We start from the raw sequence: 24,781 nt of genomic DNA, 5'->3' as shown, positions 1-24,781 counted from the left end.
TTCACATTAGGGGAGCAGGCGCGGGCGAGGACTTATGCAACAGTACAGTTTGCGCACCGCCGAAAGGGGCAGAACACCAGCAGTGAGCACCAATACGCATCCGCTGTTGCTAAAGGGGCAATTCCGTAACCGTCCGGAAACTTCTGGCTGACGCTCGCACTACCCCCCGGCAACAAAAAACCGCTCTGTTACTTTGGCCAGCGAGTACGGGTCTTCCACACCGCACAACTCCCTGGCAGAGTGCATCGACAGCAGGGGCACGCCCACGTCAACGGTCCTGATGCCCAGCCGCGTGGCTGTCAGCGGCCCAATGGTGGAGCCGCACGGCATCACGTTGTTGGAAACGAATTCCTGATAGGGGACCCCCGCGTCCCGGCAAAGCCGCGCCCACAATGCCGCGCCGGCAGCATCCGTCGCATAGCGCTGGTTGGCGTTGATCTTCAATAGCGGTCCACCATTGAGGACCGGCCGGTTGACCGGATCGTGCCGCTCCGGATAGTTCGGGTGGACAGCGTGACCGGCGTCGGCGGAAACGCAAAACGACGCCGCAAAGGCCTGCCGCCGCTGACTCACCGAGGCGCCGAGGCCGTCGGAAATGCGGACAAGGACGTCCTCAAGCACCGGTCCGCATGCTCCGGAGCGGGATGCGGAGCCGATTTCCTCATGGTCGAATGCTGCCAGCACGGCGATGGGCGCTGATCCGTTGGCCCCCTCGGAGTGCCCACCAGTGCCTTCACTGTGCGCGATGAGGGCAGTCAGTCCTGCATGCGTCGCGGACAGGTTGTCGAGCCGCCCGGATGCAAAAAACTCGCTCTTGGCCCCGAAAGCCGCAGGGGCCTGCGTGTCCGCAACGACGACGTCGTACCCGCCGATCTGCTCCGGATCAACAGGACCGTTGCCGCCGGCGTGCTCGGCCAGCAGCCCCAGCAGGTCCTCGCCGGCGGGATCCCCGAGGCCGATTATCGGATTCATGTGCTGCTGTTTGTCCAAGGCAAGGCCCTCATTCACAGCACGGTCCAGATGGATTGCCAGCTGCGGAAAACGCAACAACGGCCCGGTGGCGGTGAGATGCTGGCTGCCGTCGAGCAGCACGAGCCGTCCGGCAAGCTGCAGTTCCCGGTCCAGCCAGGAGTTCAGGAGCGGGCCGCCATACACTTCCACGCCGGCCTGCAGCCAGCCGAATTTGCCCGTGGTCGGTTTGGGCTTGAGCTTGAAGGAAGGTGAATCGGTGTGGGTTCCCAGAATGCTGAAACCCGTGGTGGGATTTGCGCTCTCAGGTGTCACCCAGGCGATAAGCGCGCCGTCCCGGATGACATAAAAACTTCCCGCCGCTGGATCCCACGACACCTGTTCATTCAGGCCGGTGAACCCCGCCTCATCCAGCTTCCGCGCCGCTTCGTGCACGGCATGGAAGCTCGACGGCGAGGCGCTGACATAGTCGCCCAGGTCCCGGATGTGGTCTGTAGCAGTGGAATGCAGAGGCATGGCTCCGAGTCTAGCGCCGCCCTAGACCGTAACGTTGAGCCCCGCGGTGTAGCCGTTCGCCACCGAACCGGACATGGTGGCCAGCTGGTAGATGCCGCCGTCGTCGCCGAAGACGTTGTCCGACTGGAGCGTGGTGTTGGGGAAGTTCCGGGCGCTGGTTTCGTAGCCCGAGGAAGAGTAGACCTCCTTGCAGGCGGCGTCGGTCAGGGCGACCTGCGAGACTGCAAGGATCTGCCCGGCTGCCGTTGCATTGCTCATAGACTCGAAGACTTCGAAGTGGATGTGCGGCCAGCGTCCGTTGTAGGCGCCGGGAAAGGTCGTCTTGAAGGTGACATGGCCGTTGGCGTCAGCTTCCTGGACGCCCCTGAGGTAGTTCTCGTTTGAGAGCCCGGAATCGTACAGCGAGTATCGGCCCTCCCGGTCGCAGTGCCAGGCGTAAACAGCGGCGCCGGCAAGGGGCACGCAGCCGTTGGCGTTGTCCAAAAGGGTCAGCGTCAAAGTCAGGGGCACGCCTTCGGCCTTCGTGGCGGATGTCCCGAAGCTGGACGTGATGTCCTGCCGCACTACTCCGGAGGCCTCCAGGACGTTGGGACCATTGGTGCCGTCTCCGGGAAAGGGTCCTGCAGCTTCCGCAGGAATCTCAGCGCCGCATTCGGCGATGGCGCGGGTGACGGTAGGTGACGCGGGAGCGGAAGCCGCGGGGGCCGTCGTCGTACCCGCTGTGGACCCGGCAGCTGACGATGGCGTGGCGGCAGGCGGTGTTGCCCCGGGGGAGGAAGCTGCAGGGCCGGAGGTGCCAGGCGTGCAGGCGGCCATTGCGGCTGCAGCCGACCCCGCCCCGAGGAACATGCCCAGCGAGCGGCGGGACATGATCGTGGAGAGGTCGAATTCGAGGCCGCGGTCGTGGTTGGGATGGGGGAGGCGGGAGTCCTGCGGCCCATCCGGGGTGCGGGGTGAAGAGGTCATGGATCCATGTAACGCCACGCAGATATGGCCTGCCTAGGGCGGTTCTGTGCAGAAGCTGTGGGAATACGCGCCCAACAATCCCCGCAGGGAAGTGCCCTAGACGTCCCGCTTTTTCAGCAGGACCATAGCCAGGACCACCGGCACCACTGCCCAGGCGCCGAGCACAAGCGCGGCCTGCCACGCTTCGAGCGTATCCGGGACATGTTCCACGGCAGTCATCGGGTTGATGGTGTTGCTGGGCAGGTACTTGCGGGCTTCCTCGAAGAAGTCTCCGGGGATCAGCTGGAAGGCGATGGGAGCCACGAAGAACAGCCCGACCAAGCTCATGATGCCTCCAGCCGAGTTGCGGATAAGGGTTCCCAGCGCCATGCCGATCGTTGCTACTGCAGCAACATAGAGGCTGCTGACAAGCAACAGCTTCACCGACTGCGAACTGGCCGGGTCCAGCATGAGCCCGTAGTTGTCCAGAATCGGAACGGCCACCAGCCCGGCTATGTATGTCGAGGCGGCCGTCAAAAGGAATGTGCTGATCAGGATCACCACGAGCTTTGCCAGGAACGCGGGAGTCCTCTTGGGCACTGCGGCGAAGGTGGAGCGTGCCATTCCCGTGGTGAACTCCGAGCTCATGAGCAGCACGCCCAGGGAGCCGAGGATCAGCTGTGCGAACCCGATGCCCGACGTTGGGACAGTGACAGCCAGATCCCCGCCCTGCGCCGCCATGGCCTCGGCAGCCTGAGGATCGGAGCTGGCCGCATCGGCGAGGGACCCCGTTCCCCACGCGGACAGGGCGCCGAATCCAACCATAACCACCGCAGTGGAGGCGAGCAGAATCAGGGTGGACAACAGTGTGCGGAATTTGATGAATTCAGAGTTGAGGACGCGGAAAAAGCTGGGGCCCGGCCCCGGTGCGGACCCGGGGGTTGTACGGACCGGTTCCGCGCCTGCGCCGCCCGGCTGGCTAAGTGTCAAAATGCTCATGGCTTTACTTGCCTCCGGGCTGGGTAGGAACGGGGGCTCCCGTGGTGGTCAGCGAGTGGTATTCGACCGCGTCCTTGGTCAGCTCCATGTATGCCTCTTCCAGGCTGGCCTGCAGGGGCGTGAGTTCGTAGATGAGAATCTGGTGCTCCAGGGCGGCGTGGGCAATCCGGCGCGGATCGGTGCCCTTTACTTCGATGAGCCCCCGGTCCTGCACCTCGACGGCGACGCCGTCTCCAGCCAGGGCGTTCATCAGCCTGTCCGGCTCGTCCGTGCGGACGCGGGTGCGGCTCTGGCCCTTACCGGTAATGATCTCGTTGATGGGGGCGTCTGCGATGATCTTGCCCCGTCCGATCACGATCAGATGGTCCGCCGTCAGTGCCATTTCACTCATTAGATGGCTGGACAGGAAAACCGTCCGCCCCTCTGAAGCCAAGTACCTGACCATGGTCCGCACCCAGACCACGCCCTCGGGATCCAGGCCGTTGACGGGTTCGTCCAGGATGATGGTCTGCGGGTCACCGAGAAGCGCCGCCGCGATGCCGAGCCGCTGGCCCATGCCGAGGGAGAAGCCTTTGACTTTCTTGCTGGCAACATCTGTAAGGCCGGTGATCTCGATGACTTCCCGGACACGCTTCTTGGGGATGCTGTGGGTTGCTGCCATGGCGAGCAGGTGGTTGTAGGCCGAGCGGCCGGTGTGGACTGCCTTCGCGTCCAACAGAGCCCCGATTTCCCGCAGCGGCGCCACGTGGCGGGCGAAAGGCTCCCCGTTGACGGTGACGGTTCCCGCTGTCGGCCGGTCCAGCCCCATGATCATCCGCATGGTGGTCGATTTGCCGGCCCCGTTAGGGCCCAGGAAGCCGGTGACCCGCCCGGGCTGGACGGTGAAGTTGACCGAGTCAACGGCGGTTTTGTCGCCATAGACCTTCGTCAGGCCTTGTGCCTCAATCATGAAAGCGGTCCTTTGCCTAGCTGCTGGAGGTGTTCATCGGTATTCAGGGTCCACGCTACCGACCCACATCCGGGATGTGGCCGGTTTCAGGGATGGTTCAGGGGCGGATCAGGGTAACCGCTTTGGGCTTAGTCCGCGTTCCGTGGTGAGTAGTAGGTCAGGGCCCTGTGCTCCAGCGTAAATTCCGCCACCCTGACACCAGTTATGGTTTCGCCGTCGACGGCGAGCACCATGGGGCCGGAATCCGTCTCAATCCGGGTACGGGCAGCCTCCCGGAGGTGGGTGATTTTAGACGTGCCCACGGTGCCGGTCAGCACGGACCACAGCATCCGAAGGCGGGCAAAAGATTCATCAGCCGTGATCATCCTGATGTCCAGCATTCCGTCATCCAGGACGGGGCGGAACAGCGGCGCATGATCCCGCGGGTAGTAGCGGCCGCGCCCGAGGTACATGATCCACACCTTGTGCCGTTTGCCGTCCACGAGGAGTGTGATCGGCTTCTCGACGGCAAAGGTGCGGAACATCGCGATGACACCGGCAAGCGGCCTGCCCAGCGCCGGCTGGAGCTGTTCACGCCGTCGCACCAGGTTCGGGTACAGCCCGATGCTGGCGGTGTTCAGCATGAGAAGCTCCACCCTCTCGGGATCATCTGCCAGCCCCCGTTCGACCTTGACGATGCCCACATCGGCCAGGGCTGCTGTCCCTTCGCTCGCGGCCGCGGCCGCTTCCCTGAGCGAGGATGTTCTGGCGTCTCGGGCAAAGTGATTGAGTGTTCCACCCGCCAGCACCAGCAGGGGCAGGCCATGTTCGACGGCGGCGGCCGCCGCAGTGCCAACGGTTCCGTCCCCTCCCCATACCCCGAGGGCCCGGGTGCCTGGACGGGTGGCGACCGTCTCCACTTGTTCCGCAACATCGTGATCGGGCTCGATGGTCTTGATATACGCCGCTGAGAATACTTCCCGCAGTGCTGACGCCGTTTCCTCGGTAAAGGAGCCGCCAAGTGTGTTGACGGCGATGCTCAGGCCTTCGCCGTCGGCGAGTTTCGGGGCCTCTGCCCAGGTCCGGGAGGTGGGCGGAAACGGAGGACGCACCGGCCACCACCATCTCGTCGCGAGTGCAGCGGCGGCCCCAATGGCTGAACCGAAAAGAACATCGGAAGGCCAGTGCGCCCCCGTATGCACCCTGGAGTATGCAACGCCCGCAGCCACAGGGGCGATCGCGGCGCCAAGAGCCGGTTGGACCATGCCTGCTCCGAGGGCGAAGGCCACCGCCGATGCCGAATGGCCGGACGGCATCGACGAACTCGTAGGCTGCGGATGGACGAAACGGAATACGGGAAGGTGCTCGGGCAGGGGGCGGGTGCGGGGAAGCAGAGTCTTGAAGGCCAGGTTGGTGACAGCCGACGCCACCCCCTGCGCGAGAAGGCCGTGGACGGCAGCACGGCGCATGCGGCCGGGCATGAGCGCGGCCCCGGCTGCGACCCCGAACCAGAGCATTCCCTTGTTGGCAGACGCGGACAGGCGCCGGAAGAAGGTGTCATGATGGCCGCCGGGAAATGCCGAGACAGCCCGCAAAAGCGCGCGGTCCATGTCAGCCACCCAGCCGTGGCCGGTTCTGAGCATCCTTCGCATTTTCCAACCCTACCCGCCGGTGGTCCCCGCGAAGGGGCATATGGAAGGGAAGTGCCAACGCTCTCCCGTCGGGGGAACCGCCCGGCTTTATTGCCGGGACGAGAGCGGCTTGGCGACCCCGGCAAGGAACAGTGCCACGAGGATCGGTGCCACGATGGCGAGAAGTGCCAGATGTATTCCGGTGAGGTCGCCCAGGTAGCCGAGGAGGGGCGGACCGGCGAGGAATGCCACGTAGCCGATCGTCGAAACCACGGATACCCTTGCCGCGGCATGCTTGGGATCGTCTGCCGCCGCGGACATTCCCATCGGGAAGGCCAGCGCCGCACCGGCTCCCCACAGCGCCGCTCCTACGGCGGCCAGCCCGACGTTGCCGGCGAAGACGAACAATCCAAGTCCTGCTGCGGCCGCTGCCATGCTTGCCCGCAGCACCGCCACCCGCCCGTACCGGTCAATTGCACCCCCGCCGAAGAAGCGCATGGCGGTCATGGCCAGGACAAACAGGGCAAAGAGCAGCGCACCCGTGGACTCGGAGGTGCCCAGACCGTCCACGGCGGCCTTCGCGATCCAGTCGTTGCCGGCCCCCTCAGTCAGCGTGGCACCAAGGACCACCACGCCGATCAGCAGGGTCCGGGAGTCACGCCAGGCGGAGGGACCGCGTGAAGGCTTGGGCTCGCCGTCGGGCCGGACTTCAGGAACCTCGTGCGGGAGAAAGTAGCGCGGCGTGATGAAAGTCAGGATGGCCACAACTCCCGCAATGACCAGAAGGTGCTGCGGCAGTCCGACGCCCAACCCGGACAGCCCGGCCCCGATGAGCGCGCCCACAAAGGCACCGCCGCTGAACGCCGCATGAAACTTCGGCATGATCGTGCGCTTGAGGCGGTGTTCGACGTCGGCCCCCTCCACGTTCTGGGAAACGTCCCACAACCCGATCCCTATGCCGAAAAAGAACAGTGCAACCGCCGTGCCGGGAACTGACTCCGCCAGCAGCGAGACGGCGATGGCCACTCCCGCCAAGGCGGCCAGAAATCCGCTTGCCCGCACGCTGTTCGACGTGCCGATCCTGCTGATGACGTGTCCGGCGGTGGGCAGGGCGATCAGCGAGCCCACGGCGGTGCACAGCAGCAGCGTCCCCATCTGGCCCGACGAAATGTTGAGGATTTCTGTGACCGCGGGAATACGGGCTGCCCAGCTGGCGAAAACCAGGCCGTTGGTGCCGAAAATGATGAAGGTGGCTACGGCTGCGGCGGATACTTGCCGCTCGGCATGCTGCTGGGTGGTAGTCATCCGATAACTTTAGCCACGACTCTCTGTTCGGGCCCTGTCAACGCCGCCGCCGGGGCCGTACACGGCATCTGCGCCGCGGACAGCTGGGAAACAAAGCGCAAGACTTTCAAATAGCGGACGCTCTCTCACTTCCTGTCGGCAAAAGCCAAACGCTCTCTCGCCGGTGAACTGCTCCCCGGAAGTTGGACTGAGAAATTCAGTTCCGACTTCCGGGGAGCAGTTTTATGCGTGCACGTAGTTCATTGGCTGAGGCGCAGCGCGAGGCAGCTGTAGCGTTGTTTGAGAAGGGCATCGGCTATCGGGCGGCGGCCCGGTTGCTGGATGCGCCTTGGGTACCGGTCAGGGCACTGTATGGGCGGTGGAGGATTCATGGGCAAGGAGTGCTGGTGAGCAGGCCTGCGAAGTCCTACTCTTTCGAGTTCAAGCTGGCCTTGGTGCAGCGGTTCCTCGCGGGCGAGTCCGGCCCGGAGTTGGCGGTGGAGGCCGGTTTGGCCTCCCGTGAGCTGCTGCAAAAGTGGGTCCGGGCGTATCGAATGGACGGTGAGGACGGGTTGCGGCCAAAGCCCAAGGGCAGACCGCGGAAACCCGATTCCCCGCCGACTGGGGAGCTGCCGGAGCTTGAGCGGTTGCGGCGGGAGAACGAGCGGCTGCGCGCTGAGGTGGCGTACCTGGGAAAACTGCGGGCCTTGAGGGAACAGGGACGACGGTAAGGGTTCAGGCCGTCGTTTCCCTCAAGGCTGACTATCCCCTTGCTGTCCTGTTGGACGTCGCCGGGCTGGCCAGATCCACGTTTTTCTATCACCAGCTCCGGCTCCAGGCGCCGGACCCGAAAGAGAAGCTCAAAGCGGCGATCACGGAGATCTTTGAAACGAACCATGGCCGGTACGGGCACCGCCGGGTCCACACGGAGCTACTCAAGCACGGGTGGACGGTCGCGAAGAAGACCGTGCTGAAGCTAATGGAGGCCCTTGGGTTGGCCTGCAAGGTCCGGCGCAGGAAGCGCTACAACTCCTACCAGGGCGAACAGGGCGCGGTAGCGCCCAACGTGCTGAACCGGGAGTTCGAGGCTGATGCGCCGAACCGGAAGTGGGTTACGGATGTGACGGAGTTCAGCGTCGGCGGCGGGAAGCTCTACCTCTCACCGGTGATGGACCTCTTTGACCGGCAGATCATTTCTTGCTCGCTGGGCTTATCCCCGAACCTGGCGCTCACCAACGATTCCCTGCGTGAGGCCCTGACCTGTCTGCAGCCCGGTCAGCAGCCGCTGGTGCACTCGGACCAAGGTTTCCAATACCGTCACGCGTCCTGGCGCACCCTCATCCAGAACGCCGGCGCGGTCCAATCCATGTCCCGCAAGGGCAATTGCTACGACAACGCCGTCATGGAGAACTTCTTCGGCCACCTCAAGGAAGAACTCTTCCACCGCGTCCGATTCCTCAACACCGACGCACTGGCAGCTGCAATAGAGGAATACATCCACTGGTACAACAACAAAAGAATCTCCACAAAGCTCAAGGGCCTGAGCCCGGTGCAATACCGGGCCCAGACCCTTGCAGCCTAGAATCCCATTTAGCCAGTCCAACTATCGGGGACCAGTTCATTCGTGAGAGAGCGTTTGTTATACACCCACGGGAAGTGAGGGAGCGTCAGGGTCAGCGGGTGCGCTCGACGCGCTTCTCATCCCACACGGGCTCATCGGACTCGTAGACCCGGCCGTCGGATCCGAACACCAGGAACCGGTCGAATGTCCGGGCGAACCAGCGGTCATGCGTCACGGCAAGGACCGTGCCCTCGAAGTGGTCGATGGCCCGCTCGAGCGCCTCGGCCGAATGCAGGTCCAGGTTGTCCGTTGGTTCGTCGAGCAGGAGGAGAGTGGCCCCGGAGAGCTGCAGCAGCAGGATCTGGAAGCGCGCCTGCTGGCCTCCCGAAAGGGACTCGTACTTCTGCTCCGACTGGCCTGCCAGTCCGTAGCCATCCAGTGCTCCGGCAGCAGCTTCACGCGCCAGGCCGGAACGGTGCTCATCGCCGCGGTGCAGGATTTCGAGCAGGGTCTTTCCGAGCAGGTCGGGACGGACATGGGTCTGCGCAAAAAAACCCGGCCGGATGCGGGCCCCGAGTTTCACGGTGCCCTCGTGCGGCACTTCGGCGATTTCGACGTCTGACACCGGCAGGTGTTCCCGTTCCGGGTCTGTGCCGCCGGTGGCGAGCAGGCGCAGGAAATGTGACTTCCCGGAACCGTTCGACCCCAGCACGCCCACCCGGTCACCGAACCAGATTTCCGTGGAGAACGGCTTCATGAGGCCGGTCAGCTCGAGCTTTTCTGCGACGACGGCCCGCTTCCCGGTACGGCCGCCCTTGAGCCGCATCTGCACGTTCTGTTCGATGGGCAGAGCCTCGGGCGGGCCGACCTCGAGGAACTTCGCAAGTCGCGTCTGCGCGGCGTGGTAGCGGTTAGCCATGTCAGAGCGGAACGCGGCTTTGTTCTTGTACATGTTGACGAGTTCCTTGAGCTTGATGTGCTCCTCATCCCAGCGTTTGCGCAGCTCCTCAAAGCGGGCGTTGCGGTCGGCACGGGCCTCCACATAGGACTCGAAGCCGCCACCGTGCACCCACGCCCCGGCGCCGTTAATACCTGGCTCCAGAGTGACGATGCGGCCGGCAGCGTTGTTCAACAGCTCGCGGTCGTGGCTGATGAAGAACACGGTTTTCTTTGACTCGTTGAGCTTGATCTCGAGCCAGCGCTTGCCGGGGACGTCAAGGTAGTTGTCGGGTTCGTCCAGGAGCAGCAGTTCATCCGGTCCGGCGAACAGCGCCTCCAGCACCAGGCGCTTTTGCTCACCGCCGGAAAGGCTCGACGCCGGACGGTGCTGTGCCCGGTCAAACGGGAGCCCCAGCGCGGCCATGCACACTTCGTCCCAGACCGTCTCGACGTCGTAGCCGCCTGCATCTCCCCAGTCCACGATGGCTTGGGCGTACCGCATCTGGGTTGGTTCATCGTCGTGCTCCATCATGGCCAGTTCCGCCTCGTCCACGGCGCGGGCGGCGGCGGCGAGCCCCGCCGGCGCGGCCGAGACGAGAAGGTCCTTGACTGTGGAGTCGTCGCGGACCTGCCCGACGAACTGGCGCATGATCCCCATGTTGCCGGACCGTCCGATCACACCTTCATCCGGCGTGAGGTCGCCGGCGATGATGCGGAACAGCGTTGTCTTGCCGGTGCCGTTGGGTCCGATTAACGCAGTTTTAGTGCCGTCCGGGACCTTGAAGGTCACTCCGTTCAGCAGCTGGGTGCCGTCGGAGAGGAAGTAGTCGATGCCGGAAACGTCAATATGAGCCACTGATCCATCTTCCCACGGCACGATTCAACGCTTTCTCACATCCTGTTGCCACAGGGCAAACGCTCTCTCACATCCTGTTGCTAAACGCGGAACCCTCCCGCAATCAGAGCAGGAGGGTGCGGGAAAAAGCTGCAGAACCTGCCCGAGGGTCCGGAACAATCCTGCAGAACCTGCAGGAGGGTCGGGAAAAAACCGGCAAGAGCTGCGAGAGGGTCCGACGTCAGCCTGCGGCGGCAGCGAGGAACTTCTTCAGGAGCGGCCCGGATGTGGTGGCGCCCAGTCCGCCGTCTTCGACGAAGACAGCCACGGCAAGGTCGCCCTGGGTCGCGATAATCCAAGCGTGGGTCTTGGGCGGGTCTTCCTTGCCGAATTCAGCCGTGCCGGTTTTCGCCCCTACGGGTCCGCCGGGCACCTCGGCCAGGAATCCTGCGTGGCCTGATGTCACTACTGCGCGCATCAGGTCAGCGAGCGACGCCGCCTCCGCCTTGGTGACAGGTTTTTCCGCCGCCGGGGCGGGGGCCTCGGCAGTGACGGTGGACTGCCCTTCACCTTCTGCGGAAGCTGGACCTTCTGCCGACGGCGTACCCTCCGCTGCCGGACCGGCAGTGCCGGAGGCCGCCTCCGGATTGAGGACCAGCACCGGCGACACCGGCGCACCCTTCGCGACGGATCCGGCCATGACGGCGGCAGCCAGCGGGGACATCAGGACCCTGCCCTGGCCGATCATTGCGGCGGCGTGCTCGGTGCCTTCAGCCTCCCCAGGCACTGAGCCAAGGAAGGCCTCGGCTCCCAGCTTCGGCGCCTCAACTGCGACGCCGAGGGACGTGGCAGCAGATTCCAGCTGGGCCTGCGTCACCTTGTCACGGGCCGCGATGAACGCGGTATTGCATGAGTGTGCAAAGGCGTCGCGAAGGGTTACTGACCCCAGCGAATCCTTGGGATACCCCTCGGCGTTCTTGAACGTGCGTCCGTCCACGGTCAGGGTAGGCGTGCATTCCACCTTCGATTCGGGAGTCAGCCCGTTGCGCAGCATCGCCAGCGAGTCCACTACCTTGAAGGTGGAACCGGGTGCGTACTGTCCGAGCATCGCCGTGTTGTAACCGTTGCTGCCAGGACCGGAAGCCGCGGCAAGCACGGCGCCCGTGGACGGCCGGAGGGCGACAATGGCGGAGGCCGGCTTCACCTCGGCAAGGGTGTCTTCCGCAATTTGCTGCAGTTTCGGCTCCAGCGTGGTCTTGAGCGGTGTACCGGCAGAGCCTTGTATCTCGAACACGATGCGGCGGGGGTCGGAGGGAGCGTCCCGGATCTCTGCCGCGGTGAGATCGGCGCGCTGGACCCGGATGACAATGCCGTCCTTGCCACGGAGCTGGGCGTCGTATTGCTGCTGCAAGCCGCCGGTACCGATGACATCGCCGGCGGTCAGGGCGCCGTCGGACTTTTCGATCTGTTCTGCGCTGGCTTCACCCACGGTTCCCAGAACAGCCCGGGCGAAGGTGCGCGTGGGGGCCAGCGGAAGCTTGCCGGGGATGGCCCGTCCACCCGGAATGGCTTCGATCTCCGCATCCGTCACGGTGCGGCTGCTGTTGTCGCGTAACGTGATGGCCGGAACAAATGCTTCCGCTCCGGACGCCTCCACCTGCTGGACATACGCGGCAGGATCAATTCCCACGAGTTCCGCCAGCTTTCTTGCGGAGGCAGCCGCGTCAGCACCGCCGAGTTGTGGCTTGTCGATACCCACGTTGACCACGGGGCGGTACGTGACGAGCTGGACGTCTTGGGCGCCGAGGATATCTGCCCGCGGCGGGGATTGTGTCGACTTGCTGAGGATCTCGCCTTCGGCCAGATCCGGCACCAGAATGCCGGGAGACCAGACGGTCACCCACTTGTCTCCGGACTTCCGAAGCTGGGCATTGACGGTGTATTTCCATTCCGCCGATTCGATCTTCCAGCTGTAGTTCAAGGGGACGCTGGCCGTGTCCCCATCGAGCTGCAGCTCGCCTGTATCGACTGATGGCTTGACCGGCTGCAAAGCCTTGAAAACCTGGTTCAGCTGGTCATTAGCCACGGCAGAGTCCCGGCCATCAAACGCGACAGGCCGCACATCGAGTCCGGCCACGGCAGAGGCCAGTTGCTTGGCGGCAGCCTCAGCCCCGCCACGTCCGTCATCGCAGGCAACCAAAGCCGTACCGAGTATGAACCCGATGAGGGCAAGAGCAAGTGTTCTGGTGTTCCCCATGGCGTCATTATCCCCCGTCCAAGGGTTCTTCCCGGAAACGCCATTCCGAAGGCGGATCCACCAGCAGGGCGGGGAAGCCAAGGCGCATCAGACGCCGAGCCGGGGGACTCCCATGCCGAATATGTCCTTCAATGCATATTCCGCTGCATGAAACCCGGGCATCCCTGTTACACCCGGGCCTGGAGGGGTGGATGAAGAGCACAAGTACACGCCCCTGGCGGGAGTTCTCCACGGCACAGGGGAAACGACGGGCCGCTGCAGCAGGCCGCGGGCGTCGAGCAGCCCTGCACTGAAATCGCCTCCGATGTAGTTCTCGTTGTACGCAGCGAGCCCGGCGGCGGTGGTGACCCTGTAATGGATGATGACGTCGCGGAAACCGGGTGCGAACCGCTCCAGCTGGCGGATCACCGCCTCGCCCATGTCCATGGTGGACCCTGCGGGAACATGGCAATAGCTCCAAAGAATGTGCCGGCCTTGGGGCGCCCTGCCGGGATCGATGGGCGAGGGCTGCGATACGAGCACGTATGGCCGCTCCGGGTGCCTGCCCTGGGAAACCTCGTGTTCGGCCTGGGCTATCTCGGCCCGAGTGCCCCCAACGTGGACCGTACCCGCGTCGGCGATTCCTGCGCCTGCCCATGGCACGGGCCCTGACAAGATGAAATCGACCTTGCAGGCGGCGTTGCCGAAACGGAAGGACTCCAGTGAGCGGCGGTATGAGGGGGGCAGCCGATTGCCTGCCAGCCGGGCCAGTGCTGGCGGAGCCACGTCCAGCAGGACCGCCTTGGCCGGCTCCAGCTCGGCCAGCGACGAGACCTTGAAACCTGTCTCAATGACTCCACCATGCGCCTCAATGTCATTCGCCATCGCCGTGGCTATCACCGCAGATCCCCCGATGGGTATGGGCCAACCGCCCGCGTGAGCGAGGGAGTTCAGCAGCAGACCGGCGCCGGCGGCAGCGACGGACGGCAGCCGTCCGACGGCGTGGGCAGCGACGCCGCTGATGAGGGCTGGCGCCAGGTCGCCCCGGAACCTGAGGTTCCACAACGGCGAGCCTTGTTCAAGCGTTCGGAGGCCCAGGATCGCGGCGGACAAGGGATCGGCGGGCATGCGCAGCAACTGGTCGGACGTGGTTTCCACAACGCCGTCCAAACGCCGGACCAGTGGAGCCAGAAGCCTGCGGTAGGCACGGCCGTCACGGCCCAGCTCGTCCGCGGTGCGATCCAGGGAACGATAGGCCAGCGCGGTCCGCCCGTGGTCCAGCGGCGAAGCGAACTGGACCTTCGGCAGGGCAAGCTCTATGCGCCGGGGCAGTTCAAAGGCCTTGAAAAACGGGGAGGCCAGCGCCATGGGATGCACAGCCGAGCAGATGTCGTGCCAGTGGCCATCCTCAATGAGCTGGGTGGTCCGGGTACCGCCGCCGATCTCGGCCGCCGCCTCGTAGACATGCACTTTCAGTCCCGCGCGCGCCATGACGACGGCAGCTGCGAGCCCGTTGGGGCCGGAACCGACGACGGCGGCGTCAGGCATTGCGCTCCGCCTTCTGCCAGGGAAGTACCGAGGCTGAAGGACGCAGGATATCGAGCCGAAGGCGGTCCGGTGTACCGTCAAACGGCCCGCCTTGGGGATCATCGGCGAAGTGACGGCGGACGGGGTCAGTGCGCGGATCCCAGATGTCGAAGACCACGCGCAGCATCAGATATGCCGTGGCCAACATGTGGGCTACGACGGCGAGGACGTAGTAAGGCATGTCGATGTTGTGCTGTGAAAGCCCGCCGCTGGTCACTTGGCCAAGATACATCCAGATCGCGGCCCAGTGCAGCCCTTCGACTGCCTGCCAGATCAGGAAATCGCGCCACCGGGGGCGGGCCAATGCCAGCAGCGGGATCAGCCAGACCACGAACTGCGGTGAGTACACCTTGTTGGTCAAAATGAAAGCTGCCACGATCAGGAAGGTGAGTTGGGCCAGCCGTGGCCGCGATGGTGCTGTCAGCGCCAGCACCGCGATGGCCACGCACGCCAGGAGGAACAGGTTCAAGGCGAGTGTGTTGATCGTCTCGGGCGTAAGGACGCTCCCACGCAACCGCTCCGCCACAAGGTTGTAGGCGAACCACGGCGAACTGAATCCCGCCTGCCGATCCTGTGTGAACTCGAAAAAGTATCTCCAGGCGCCTGAATCCCTGACTGCGAAGGGAACGTTGACGGCCAGCCATGTCACGGCTGCAGCAGCGGCGGGGATAAGAAAAGCCCTGATCCTGCCGCTACGCAGAGCCAACACGAAGATCGCACCGAAAACCAGCACTGGATAGAGCTTGGTGGCAGTCCCCAGCCCGATGAGAATCCCGGCCAGCAGAAGCTGCTCCTTTGAGAAGAAATACATCCCAAGCGCCAGCAGGGCCACCGCCCACATGTCCCAATTGATCATGCCGGCCAAAATTATGCCGGGCGCCAGAGCCACCATGGCTGCATCCCAGGGGCGACGCCCTGCCATGCGGGCGGTGGCCAGCACTGTGACGATCCAGACAGCAGCTACCAGCGTCGCATTGAGGTCGAAATATGCCAGCACCCGCTCATCGCTGACGCCGGATCCGGGCAGCAGCCACGCCGTTGCGCCTGCAATCAGCCCCATCAGGACCGGATACTCAAACACCGTGCCGGCAGTAAAAAACGGGAAGGCGCCGTCGCCCAGCCCGCGGTCGCGGAACAGCACGGGAAAGTCCGAGTAGCAGGTGGCGTAATACTGCGACGGCGTGTCCCAGCCGTTGACGCGGCAGTAGTTCTTGACGGCGATCGCGGCCAGCGCGGCAAGCACCGTAAGGATGACGAGGACCCTTTCCACCGTGAAAAAACCGGGGGCGATGAGTCCAGGCGCCGACCGCTTTCCCAGGGGGCCACCGACCAGTTCCGTGAAATTTTGCAGCAGTCCGTCGCTGCGGCTTGGCACCACCAGGCGCGCACGCTTTCGATGGGGCGGCGGCTGAGTCTCCTGCATGGCTTTGAGCTTACCGGGAGCGCGCCACGCATCGGATGACCCAAGATGCTGGACCATTCAGCGCAGGCTGCTCATCTGCTGCTGCATCAGGGCATAGACATCTTCCCGGTTCTCGTCCAGCAACTGGCCATTGAACTGCTGCTCGGGCCGGTGACCGAAACTGAGGCTGGAGAGGAGCGTCACAAGGTAACGGAGCATTGCATTCACCTCCTTCTGGCGAGGAATGATATTGCTGGATTCGGACAGACGGTTCTTGCGGAATTCGGGCATGACAAATAGATCCCTCTGGGAAATCGCAAATAAACACGAAAAAGACACAAAGCGAAGAACCGCGTAATCCGCGCGGGAACACGGCAATGGGAATAGGAATGCGGCACAGCCAAGAGACCAGAAATAATTCTCAAAGCAGGTGCAGCAAAAGGAGCGCTTCGCAGCCGCAGGAGGACGGTCCCCGTCCCGCAAAAGCGGCTGTGGATGCGTTCAAGTGGCAGGATCAGCGTTGCGAAGGTCCTGCTAAACCGCTGTCCCGCTGACCCCCGCCAACAGGCGCGGGCCGGACATCAGGAAGCGCTGCGGCCGCGAAGAGGGTGCAGGCCGGCGACGGAAGCCGGGAACGCGGCGATTGCCATCTTCCATCCGGTAATCAAAGTAATCATTGTCCCAACCTCCTCTTCCACTCATGCATTGTTCCGGCTAACTGGCCGGACCACGGGCGCTTGAACCCCCGCAGATGGTCGGAGGGTCGAAAATAAAAATACACCCGGCATGCCATGGCTGGCTACTATTGCAGGAAAATAATTCCGGGTATTTCAGAAGAATCTTCCTAGAGGCCCCAGCGGAGAATGGCGGGGGTCCTCTTATCCCAGCCCAGCGTGCAAACTTTTGCGGTGCCGAGGATGAAGTGCCGGCCTTCTTCCGGAGGGAGTTCCAGCCACCGCGCCGTGAGGATGCGCGAGAAATGCCCGTGCGCCACGATCAGAACGTTGTCCAGCCCCGACTCAAGGACGCGCCCCACGATCTTGTCCGCCCGCGCGGCCACATCCTGCAGGGCCTCACCGTTGGGAACCCCGTGAGTCCAGATCAGGTAGTCCGGGTTGTCCTTGCGGATCAGATCAGAGCTGATGCCCTCGTAATCGCCGTAGTCCCATTCGACGGCCAGCGGTTCGTGGACTGCGTCAGGGAAGCCGGCCAGTTCGGCGGTCCGCCGGGCCCGGCGGAGCGGGGACGTCAGCACCAGATCAAAGTCCACGCCCTCCAGGACCTTGCGGGCCTCCACCGCCTGCTGCTCTCCCTCAACCGTCAGCGGAAGGTCGGTCAGCCCCGTGTACTGGCCGCTCTTGGACCACTCAGTCTCACCGTGCCGCAAAATCCAAAGCTGGGGACGTGCGATGTGGACGGAATTCACTTAGGACTCCTCGGATTGGGACGGTTCGACGGCGGTGGCAGGCGATGCGGGGCCGGTCGCCGGCGGCTGCAGTTCTGGTAAGGCGGATTCGGGCTGTTTCGCCCACCAAGCGCGCAGCTTGTCCTCTGCATCCGCCGGCTCCAACGGACCGTTTTCCATCCGCTCCTCCAGCAGGAACTTGTAGGCCCTGCCCACCACCGGACCGGGCTTGAGCCCCAGCAGAGCCATAATCTGCGCGCCGTTAAGGTCCGGGCGCACTGCGTCCAACGACTCCTGCTCGCGCAGGGCCGCGATCCTGGCCTCGAGGTCGTCATAGGCGAAGGCCAGCCGTTCAGCCTTGCGCTGGTTGCGTGTAGTGACGTCAGACCGTGTCAGCCGGTGAAGACGCTCCAGCTGCGGTCCTGCATCGGTGATGTACCGGCGCACGGCGGAATCAGTCCATCCGGCGTCACCGTAGCCGTAAAAGCGCATATGGAGCTCAACCAGGCGGGCCACTGCCTTGATCGTGTCGTTGTCGAAGCGAAGAGTCCGCATGCGCTTAGCCGTGAGTTTGGCTCCCACCATGTCGTGGTGGCGAAAGCTGACCGCGCCGCCCGGTTCGAAACGGCGCGTCGCCGGTTTGCCGATGTCGTGCATCAGTGCCGCGAATCGCAGCACGAAATCGGGACCCGGCACGGCGCCGTCGTCGTCCGTCTCCAAGGCAGCGGCCTGCTCCAAAACCTGGAGGGAGTGCTGGTACACGTCCTTATGGCGGTGGTGTTCATCGGCTTCAAGGCGGAGCGCGGAGACTTCGGGCAGCACGAATTCGGCCAGGCCGGTGTCCACGAGCAGATTCACACCCACGCGGGGGTGGCGGCCGCAGATGAGTTTCACGAGTTCGTCGCGCACGCGCTCGGAAGAGATGATGGTGATCCGCTCGGCCATCTGGGTCATCGCGAGCCGGACGTCGTCACGGACGGACACACCGAGCTGGGACGCAAAGCGGGCGGCACGCATCATGCGCAGGGGGTCATCGGAGAAGGAAGCCTCTGGCGCTCCCGGCGTGGCCAGCACGGACGCGTGGAGGTCGCGGACGCCGCCGAAGGGATCAACCAGCTCCATGGTGGGAAGCCGCAGGGCCATGGCGTTAATGGTGAAGTCGCGGCGCAGCAGATCATCCGTCAGCGAGGTTCCGAAAGCCACCACGGGCTTGCGGGATTCCGGGTCATAGGCCTCGGCGCGGTAGGTGGTGATTTCGATTTGAAAACCGGCCTTGCGCATCCCGATCGTTCCGAAAGCGCGCCCGATCTCCCAAAAATTGTCGGCCCATTTCTTGATCAGGGCCACCGTCTGGTCCGGAGTGGCGTCGGTGGTGAAATCGAGGTCCGGAGAGATGCGGCCGAGAAAGAGGTCACGGACCGGTCCGCCGACGAGCGACAGCTCATGCCCCGCGTCCACGAAGCGCTGGCCGAGCTCCAGGACCACCGGGTCCACCTGGAAATCGACGGTGTGGAGATCAGTCTTTTGATGTGCGTGCGCCATAGTTACTTAAGCTTGTCAGAAAACCAAGCCCAAGAGCACCAATCATGCTGAACCCCGGGCCTCCGGCAGAATCGCCGTCACACGCCGTCCACCTTCAAGCCATGTTCCAGTCATCATCACGGGACAAGAGTCGTTAGAGTGGACTGCATGGCCCACCCAGTACCGAGCGCCCCCGGCAGGAGGACAAACCCACCGTTGCCGTCGGCAATCGGTGCTCATGTCGCGCCTGCACCGCACTCGGCACCGGCGTCCCTGCCCACGGTTGAGGAAATCTCCGCCGGCGGCGTCGTGGTGGACACGTCAGACGACGAACTGAGGGTTGCGATCATTGCCCGCCTTAATAGGGGCGGCCGTCTGGAATGGTGCCTGCCGAAGGGCCACCCGGAGGGGCGGGAGAACAACGAGCAGGCCGCCGTCCGTGAGATCGCCGAAGAGACTGGAATTGACGGCAGGATTCTGGCCCCGCTGGGCAGCATCGACTACTGGTTCACGGTGAGCGGCCACCGGGTCCACAAGACGGTGCACCACTACCTGCTGCGCGCAACAGGGGGAGAGCTCACCATCGAAAACGATCCTGACAAGGAAGCGGTGGATGTCGCTTGGGTACCCATTCACGAACTCGCCCGGAAACTCTCCTTTCCGAATGAGCGCCGCATTGCGGACCTGGCCCGCGAAGTACTGCCCGAACACCTCTAGGATTCTTCGCGTCCGGTCATTGCCACGGGTTACCGCAATATGCCCGGCCGGGTGAGACGATGAAGTCGATGTCAGCAACCAATTCCTCACCTGAGCAGCCCGGACCTTCCGCGGACGGCACCCCCGGCGGCGGTGCGGCCGGTGCCCAGCCCGGCGAGGCCCGGTCCAGCGCCATCATGGCTGCCGGAACGCTCGTGTCGCGCATTCTGGGCTTCGGCAAGACCTGGATGCTGGGCGCAGCCCTGGGCCTGGGGTCCACAGTCAATGACACCTTCATCAACGCCAACAACCTTCCCAACCTGATCTTCCTGCTCGTAGCCGGCGGCGTCTTCAACGCCGTGCTGGTGCCGCAGATCATCAAGGCAAGCAAGGCGCCAGACAGGGGAGCGGACTACATCAGCCGGCTCCTCACCCTGGCCGTGCTCGTGCTGCTGTCGCTGACATTGCTGGTGACGCTGCTGGCACCGCTCGTCATTGAGCTGACAACACAGGGCTATTCGCCCCAGCAGAAGGCGCTTGCCGTCACCTTCGCGTTCTGGTGCCTTCCGCAGATCTTCTTCTACGGCCTCTATGCGCTTCTCACACAGGTCCTCAATGCCAACGGAGCCTTCGGTCCGGCCATGTGGGCACCCATCCTGAACAACATCGTGGCCATACTCGGCCTGGGCATGTTCATCTGGCTTTTTGGTGCCAACGTTGCCAACCCGCACACGCTGGACAACTGGGGCGACACCCAGACGTTCCTTGTGGCGGGTTTCTCCACCCTCGGCGTCATCGCCCAGACCGCCATCCTGCTCATCCCCGTTTTCCGCCTGAAGCTGGGTCTGCGGCCACGCTTCGGCTGGCGTGGAGTGGGACTGGGCCACGCAGCAAAGCTGAGCGTCTGGACGCTCCTGACTGCCGCCGTCGGGCAGCTGGCCTTCCTGTACGTGATGCGCATCGCCACCATCCCGGGTGCGGAGCGGCTCCGTCTCCAGAAGGCGGGTAATCTCGACGCCGCGGCACTGCTGCCCGGTAACGCGGTGCTTGAGGTGGCCAGCCAGCTATACCTGCTGCCGCACTCGATCATCGCGCTCTCACTCGCCACGGTGCTGTTCAACCGCATGACCCGCGCCTCGCAGGACGGAAACCGGGACGAGCTGCGCAATGCCCTCTCCCAGGGCCTGCGGACCATGGCCGTAGCCACCGTCTTCGGTGCCCTGGCCCTCTTCGCCCTGGCCGGACCGCTCGGCATGTTCTTCTCCGGCGGCCTCCGAACGGACGGCGTCATGCTGGCCCAGACACTGACCATCCTGGCGCTCAGCACACCCTTCATGAGCGCCAACTTCATGATGTCGCGGGTGTTTTACGCTAATGAGGATGCCCGGACACCGTTCTACATCCAGCTGGTTCTAGCGCTGGTGAACGTCGTTGCGGCCTTTTTTATCCAGTTCCTTCCGATCAACCAGATCATTTTCGCCATCGCCATCCTCTACACCGGCGGAAACATCCTCTCGGTGATCGTCAGCGCATTCTTCCTGCGCCGCCTCCTGGGACACCTCGACGGGCCACGGATTGCCAACGCGTACATCCGGATGGGATATGCCGCGCTCGGGTCGGCTATAGCCGGCGCCGGCGCACTGTGGCTGCTCGGAAACTACAGCCCGGTCGGCTTTGTCTGGACTAACCGACTGACAGCGCTGGTCACCGTCGTCGTCGTCGGCCCTGTCATGCTGGCCGTCTACCTGCTGCTCCTCAAGCTGTTCCGGGTCACCGAGCTGCAGGACCTCCTCCGGCCGCTGCTCGGACGGCTACACCGAGGCACTGCCGCACCCGCTGCCGCATCCGGCGGGGATTCACGCGGTGCAGCTTCGGCTTCCGGTCCGGATTCTGCTCCGGCTTCCCCGGGGCGTCCGACGGCGGAACGCGCCACCGTCTCCATGGACACCGGTTTGATTCCCCGGATCTCAGGCGAATTCGACTCAGCCTCCTTCCGGGCAGGTCCGGCGGCGCTGCCCGAGCGGGAAGAGACCGATGGCCGGGGCCCGATGAAATACTTGCCGGAGGAAGAGGTGCCCGGGAGTGCACGGGGAGGCACGCTTGGGGACGAAATCCCGCTGCCGGGGCGGCGGACCTTCCAGGGCAAGCCCGGACAAAACCCGTACTTCAGGACGGGTCGCAAGAGGAAAAAGTGAGACACCTGCCGGGGCCCCTCCCGTCCCGTATCACGCGGCCGTTGTTCACCATCGGATAGGATCGAAGGAGAACAAGGGTAGTTGTGGGTCAGGGATTAGCCGGCGTGCCGGAGGTCTTGCCGCGGCCCGGGACCCCAAACCCGCACAACTCCCGGACAGCCTAGGAGGAACACGTGTCCCACCCGATCGATGTCGGATCAGTACTCGGCGGCCGCTACAAGGTCACGGCCACCGTACTGACCTCGCATGACCAGGATCTGGTGCTGGATGGTGTGGATCAGGTGCTGAACCGGCCTGTCAGCATCCTCGTTGCAGGTCCGCACAACGCGGACCAGGTTGCACAGAGTGCCCGGGAGGTGGCTACGGGAGAACGCCCAGGCAGTGTGCAGATCCTCGATCTTGGCGTTAGCGACTCCACCACGTACCTCATCACCAATCACACGTCCGCGGCGGACCTGCTGGACCTCGTGGTCGCGTCGAATCCTCCCTACGTCGAGCCGTTCTTTACCGACACCCTGGGCAGCGAGATCTTTGGCCAGCCCCGTTCCCATGAGCCGGAAATCTACGACGATGAAGAAGAAGTAGACGCAGGCTATATTGACTACGGCAACGGACATCGGAGTCATGGCAGCCCTTACCCGGCGGCAGTTCCCGGCCACGCCCACGCCACAGCAGGGCAACCCGGTGCTGAGCGGACCGCAGATGGCCGCGGACAGGGTGCCGATGACGACGTGACTGCTTCTGGAGCTGTTACCCCCGGACGGGCGCCGACGGCCGGTGGCAAGGCTGCAAGTGCCCCCGTCCGCAGGGCGCCGGTCGTGCCGCCTCTTCCGTCTGTGCGCCCTGGTGCTTCGGCCGCAGGTGCATCTTCGTCCTCCGGCGCAGGTGCGGCCGGTGCAGCAGCGGGTACAGCTGCGGCCGCCGCAGGACTCTCCGCGGCTAACCAGGGACGGCAGCGCACAGGCGCTCCTGAGCACACCGGTGACCGCGACAACACCGCTGTTCCAGAAAACACGGCTCCGCAGCCGGTGCAGCGCGAGAACGTTGAACAGGCGCTCCTTCACCGTGAAGCTAACCGTTCCGGCGATTCCACCGGTGCTTCCAATCACCCCGGCGGCACGGGCCCCGGAAAAGGCCCCGAGCAGCCCAAGGTCTCGCTGTGGTCGCAGGACGACTATGGCTACGCGCCTGAGGACGAATACACGGAGGACCAGTACACCCAGAACGGCGGGCACGGTCACCCAGAGAGGCGTTCCGGCAGTTTCCCGGCGGCTGCCCGCACTGGCGGTGCTGCCACCGCGGCTGGCCATGACTACACCGACGATGATGACGAGCGCCGTACTGAACCTCGTTCAATGCGGTGGCTGGTCGGCGGACTGCTCGCCGCGGTACTGGTGGTCGGCCTGATCTTTGCCGTGACCAACCTGGGCAGCCTGTTCAGGACGGCACCGCAGTCGCAGGGTACTCAGGATGCCCCCGCAACGGCCTCTGCCCCCGAAACCCCGGCAGGAACGCCGTCGCCGAGCCCAAGCACAACAGCGGCGGCCGGACCGCCGGCGGTGGAGGGTGTCACGCGCATCGGGGCCTTCGACTTCGCCTCCAACTACGACAACGATCTCGCCAAGACTTTCGACGGCAACGGCGCCAGCTACTGGTCGGACATGGAGTTCGCGACGGATAACTGGGGTGGTTTGGCTCCGGAGGGCGTTCCGCTTGTCGTCAAGCTCAAGGAACCGTCCAAGATCTCCTCGATCACCCTCAACCAGCTGGGTGCATCCGGAGGAAACATCAGCGTGTTCACTAACGACCAGCCGTCCCTCGATGGCGCCAAGCCGGTGGGCACCAACAGCTTCACCTCGCCCGACCTCACCATGCCGCTTGCTGAGCCTGTCACGGCCGAATACGTGATCGTCTCCATCAAGAACCTGCCAAGGCTCGCGGCCCCGAAGACCCGCTATGGCTTCGGCCTGCGCTTGGCGGAAATCAAGGTTCAGTAGGGCAGTCGCGCGCGACCGGGGGGCGCCTGGCACGTGCGTGCAGGGGTGGCCGTACCCGCACCCCACAGCATCTGGAATATTCGGCACTGTCAATCAGTTGTGCCATGTGGCCGGCCGCAAGCCGGTTCATCGACTAGGGAAGAGGTTCACCGTTCAGTGAGCAACGCAGAAAGCACCGCGTCAGACGTACGTGATGTCATCATCGTCGGCTCCGGTCCGGCAGGGTACACGGCAGCGGTTTATACGGCACGGGCCAACCTGAAGCCGCTGCTCCTGGCAGGTTCGGTAACCGCCGGCGGCGAATTGATGAACACCACTGACGTCGAAAACTACCCCGGCTTCCCTGAGGGCATCATGGGTCCGGACCTGATGGAGAACTTCGAAAAGCAGGCCGTGCGTTTCGGCACGGAAATCCAGTTCGAAGACGTTACCGCAGTGGATTTCGAGGGTGACATTAAGACTGTCACGATCGCCACGGGGGAGACCTTTCGGGCCCGAGCCATTATCCTCTCCACCGGTTCGGCCTACCGCGAGCTTGGCCTGGCCAACGAAAAGCGGCTCTCGGGTCATGGTGTCAGCTGGTGTGCAACCTGCGACGGCTTCTTTTTCAAGGACCAGGACATCGCCGTCATCGGCGGCGGGGATTCTGCGATGGAAGAGGCCCTGTTCCTCACCAAGTTCGCCAAGTCCGTCACCGTCGTCCACCGGCGCGACACCTTGAAGGCTTCCAAGATCATGGGTGACCGCGCGCAGGCGCACGAGAAGATCAGCTTCATCTGGAACACGGCGGTGGAAGATGTGCTGGGCCAGAACAAGGTCACCGGTTTGAAGCTGAAGAACCTGCTGGACGGCTCAGAGTCCGAACTCCCCGTCACCGGCGTCTTTGTCGCTATCGGCAATGATCCCCGTACTGAGCTGGTCAAGGATACCCTCGACATCACTGACGCCGGGACCATCGCCGTGGAGGGACGCAGCTCTCGGACTAGCATCAAGGGAGTTTTCGCAGCCGGCGATGTCGTAGACCCGACGTATCGTCAGGCCATCACGGCATCAGGTTCCGGCTGTGTCGCTGCAATTGATGTCGAGCACTACCTCGCCGGACAGCACGCCTGACCGACGCCCCACCATTCGAAGA

The 24,781-nt window shown here is 64.1% G+C and carries 19 protein-coding genes; 6 read left to right on the top strand and 13 right to left on the bottom strand.

The features are described from left to right. Positions 1 to 159 precede the first annotated feature (159 nt). The 6 genes from M1E01_RS00255 to M1E01_RS00230 all read right to left on the bottom strand — a co-directional run bounded on the left by M1E01_RS00255 (position 160) and on the right by M1E01_RS00230 (position 7,293). Positions 160 to 1,485, bottom strand: a complete 1,326-nt coding sequence (locus M1E01_RS00255; RefSeq protein WP_457973136.1) for a M18 family aminopeptidase — start codon at positions 1,483 to 1,485, stop codon at positions 160 to 162. A gap of 21 nt (positions 1,486 to 1,506) precedes the next feature. Then, the gene (locus M1E01_RS00250) at positions 1,507 to 2,451 is read right to left on the bottom strand and encodes a dioxygenase family protein (protein WP_457973135.1); all 945 of its coding nucleotides are present in this window, start codon (positions 2,449 to 2,451) and stop codon (positions 1,507 to 1,509) included. Between the two features lie 96 nt (positions 2,452 to 2,547). Then, positions 2,548 to 3,429, bottom strand: a complete 882-nt coding sequence (locus M1E01_RS00245; protein WP_457973134.1) for an ABC transporter permease — start codon at positions 3,427 to 3,429, stop codon at positions 2,548 to 2,550. Positions 3,430 to 3,433: 4 nt separating this feature from the next. Continuing rightward, on the bottom strand, positions 3,434 to 4,378 hold the full coding sequence (locus M1E01_RS00240; RefSeq protein WP_457973133.1) for an ABC transporter ATP-binding protein: 945 nt from the start codon (positions 4,376 to 4,378) through the stop codon (positions 3,434 to 3,436). A 128-nt stretch (positions 4,379 to 4,506) separates the two neighbouring features. After that, positions 4,507 to 6,009, bottom strand: a complete 1,503-nt coding sequence (locus M1E01_RS00235; protein WP_457973132.1) for a phosphatase PAP2 family protein — start codon at positions 6,007 to 6,009, stop codon at positions 4,507 to 4,509. Positions 6,010 to 6,096: 87 nt separating this feature from the next. Next, positions 6,097 to 7,293 carry an MFS transporter gene (locus tag M1E01_RS00230; protein WP_457973131.1) on the bottom strand — a complete coding sequence of 399 codons (1,197 nt, stop codon included), beginning with the start codon at positions 7,291 to 7,293 and terminating at the stop codon, positions 6,097 to 6,099. Between the two features lie 224 nt (positions 7,294 to 7,517). On the opposite strand from M1E01_RS00230, the gene M1E01_RS00225 reads away from it, so the two are divergent. Together M1E01_RS00225 and M1E01_RS00220 are read left to right on the top strand one after the other, a co-directional pair. Beyond that, a complete protein-coding gene (locus M1E01_RS00225; protein WP_457971454.1) occupies positions 7,518 to 8,003 on the top strand; it encodes a helix-turn-helix domain-containing protein in 486 nt (161 codons plus the stop codon). Positions 8,004 to 8,053: 50 nt separating this feature from the next. Further along, a complete protein-coding gene (locus M1E01_RS00220) occupies positions 8,054 to 8,854 on the top strand; it encodes an IS3 family transposase (protein ID WP_457973130.1) in 801 nt (266 codons plus the stop codon). Positions 8,855 to 8,945: 91 nt separating this feature from the next. Here the strand turns inward: M1E01_RS00220 and M1E01_RS00215 are convergent, their stop codons facing one another. The 7 genes from M1E01_RS00215 to M1E01_RS00185 form a co-directional block, all read right to left on the bottom strand. Next, positions 8,946 to 10,628, bottom strand: a complete 1,683-nt coding sequence (locus tag M1E01_RS00215) for an ABC-F family ATP-binding cassette domain-containing protein (protein WP_457973129.1) — start codon at positions 10,626 to 10,628, stop codon at positions 8,946 to 8,948. Between the two features lie 220 nt (positions 10,629 to 10,848). Continuing rightward, the gene (locus M1E01_RS00210) at positions 10,849 to 12,864 is read right to left on the bottom strand and encodes a penicillin-binding transpeptidase domain-containing protein (protein WP_457973128.1); all 2,016 of its coding nucleotides are present in this window, start codon (positions 12,862 to 12,864) and stop codon (positions 10,849 to 10,851) included. 87 nt (positions 12,865 to 12,951) lie between these two features. Beyond that, on the bottom strand, positions 12,952 to 14,391 hold the full coding sequence (locus tag M1E01_RS00205; protein WP_457973127.1) for a phytoene desaturase family protein: 1,440 nt from the start codon (positions 14,389 to 14,391) through the stop codon (positions 12,952 to 12,954). Further along, on the bottom strand, positions 14,384 to 15,853 hold the full coding sequence (locus tag M1E01_RS00200; RefSeq protein ID WP_457973126.1) for a glycosyltransferase family 87 protein: 1,470 nt from the start codon (positions 15,851 to 15,853) through the stop codon (positions 14,384 to 14,386). The genes M1E01_RS00205 and M1E01_RS00200 overlap by 8 nt, the downstream gene beginning before the upstream one ends. Positions 15,854 to 15,910: 57 nt before the next feature. Then, positions 15,911 to 16,123, bottom strand: coding sequence for a hypothetical protein (locus tag M1E01_RS00195; RefSeq protein ID WP_457973125.1), 213 nt, complete (start codon positions 16,121 to 16,123; stop codon positions 15,911 to 15,913). 553 nt (positions 16,124 to 16,676) lie between these two features. Further along, entirely contained in the window at positions 16,677 to 17,258 is a 582-nt protein-coding gene (locus tag M1E01_RS00190) for a histidine phosphatase family protein (RefSeq protein ID WP_457973124.1), read from the bottom strand. Then, positions 17,259 to 18,779, bottom strand: a complete 1,521-nt coding sequence (locus M1E01_RS00185) for a CCA tRNA nucleotidyltransferase (protein WP_457973123.1) — start codon at positions 18,777 to 18,779, stop codon at positions 17,259 to 17,261. A 195-nt stretch (positions 18,780 to 18,974) separates the two neighbouring features. On the opposite strand from M1E01_RS00185, the gene M1E01_RS00180 reads away from it, so the two are divergent. The 4 genes from M1E01_RS00180 (at position 18,975) to trxB (ending at position 24,759) form a co-directional block, all read left to right on the top strand. Beyond that, the gene (locus M1E01_RS00180) at positions 18,975 to 19,475 is read left to right on the top strand and encodes an NUDIX hydrolase (protein ID WP_457975021.1); all 501 of its coding nucleotides are present in this window, start codon (positions 18,975 to 18,977) and stop codon (positions 19,473 to 19,475) included. A 68-nt stretch (positions 19,476 to 19,543) separates the two neighbouring features. After that, positions 19,544 to 21,649: a murein biosynthesis integral membrane protein MurJ gene (gene murJ / locus M1E01_RS00175; RefSeq protein WP_457973122.1), complete on the top strand. Its 2,106-nt coding sequence runs from the start codon at positions 19,544 to 19,546 to the stop codon at positions 21,647 to 21,649. Positions 21,650 to 21,822: 173 nt separating this feature from the next. Continuing rightward, complete coding sequence (locus M1E01_RS00170) at positions 21,823 to 23,646, top strand: ABC transporter substrate-binding protein (protein ID WP_457973121.1); 1,824 nt, start codon at positions 21,823 to 21,825, stop codon at positions 23,644 to 23,646. Positions 23,647 to 23,802: 156 nt separating this feature from the next. Next, positions 23,803 to 24,759: a thioredoxin-disulfide reductase gene (trxB, locus tag M1E01_RS00165; protein ID WP_457973120.1), complete on the top strand. Its 957-nt coding sequence runs from the start codon at positions 23,803 to 23,805 to the stop codon at positions 24,757 to 24,759. Positions 24,760 to 24,781: the final 22 nt, after the last annotated feature.

Source organism: Arthrobacter sp. D1-17 (assembly GCF_054130535.1).
Note: the sequence above shows the minus strand (reverse complement) of the source record. Positions and strands in the feature narration are given on the sequence as shown.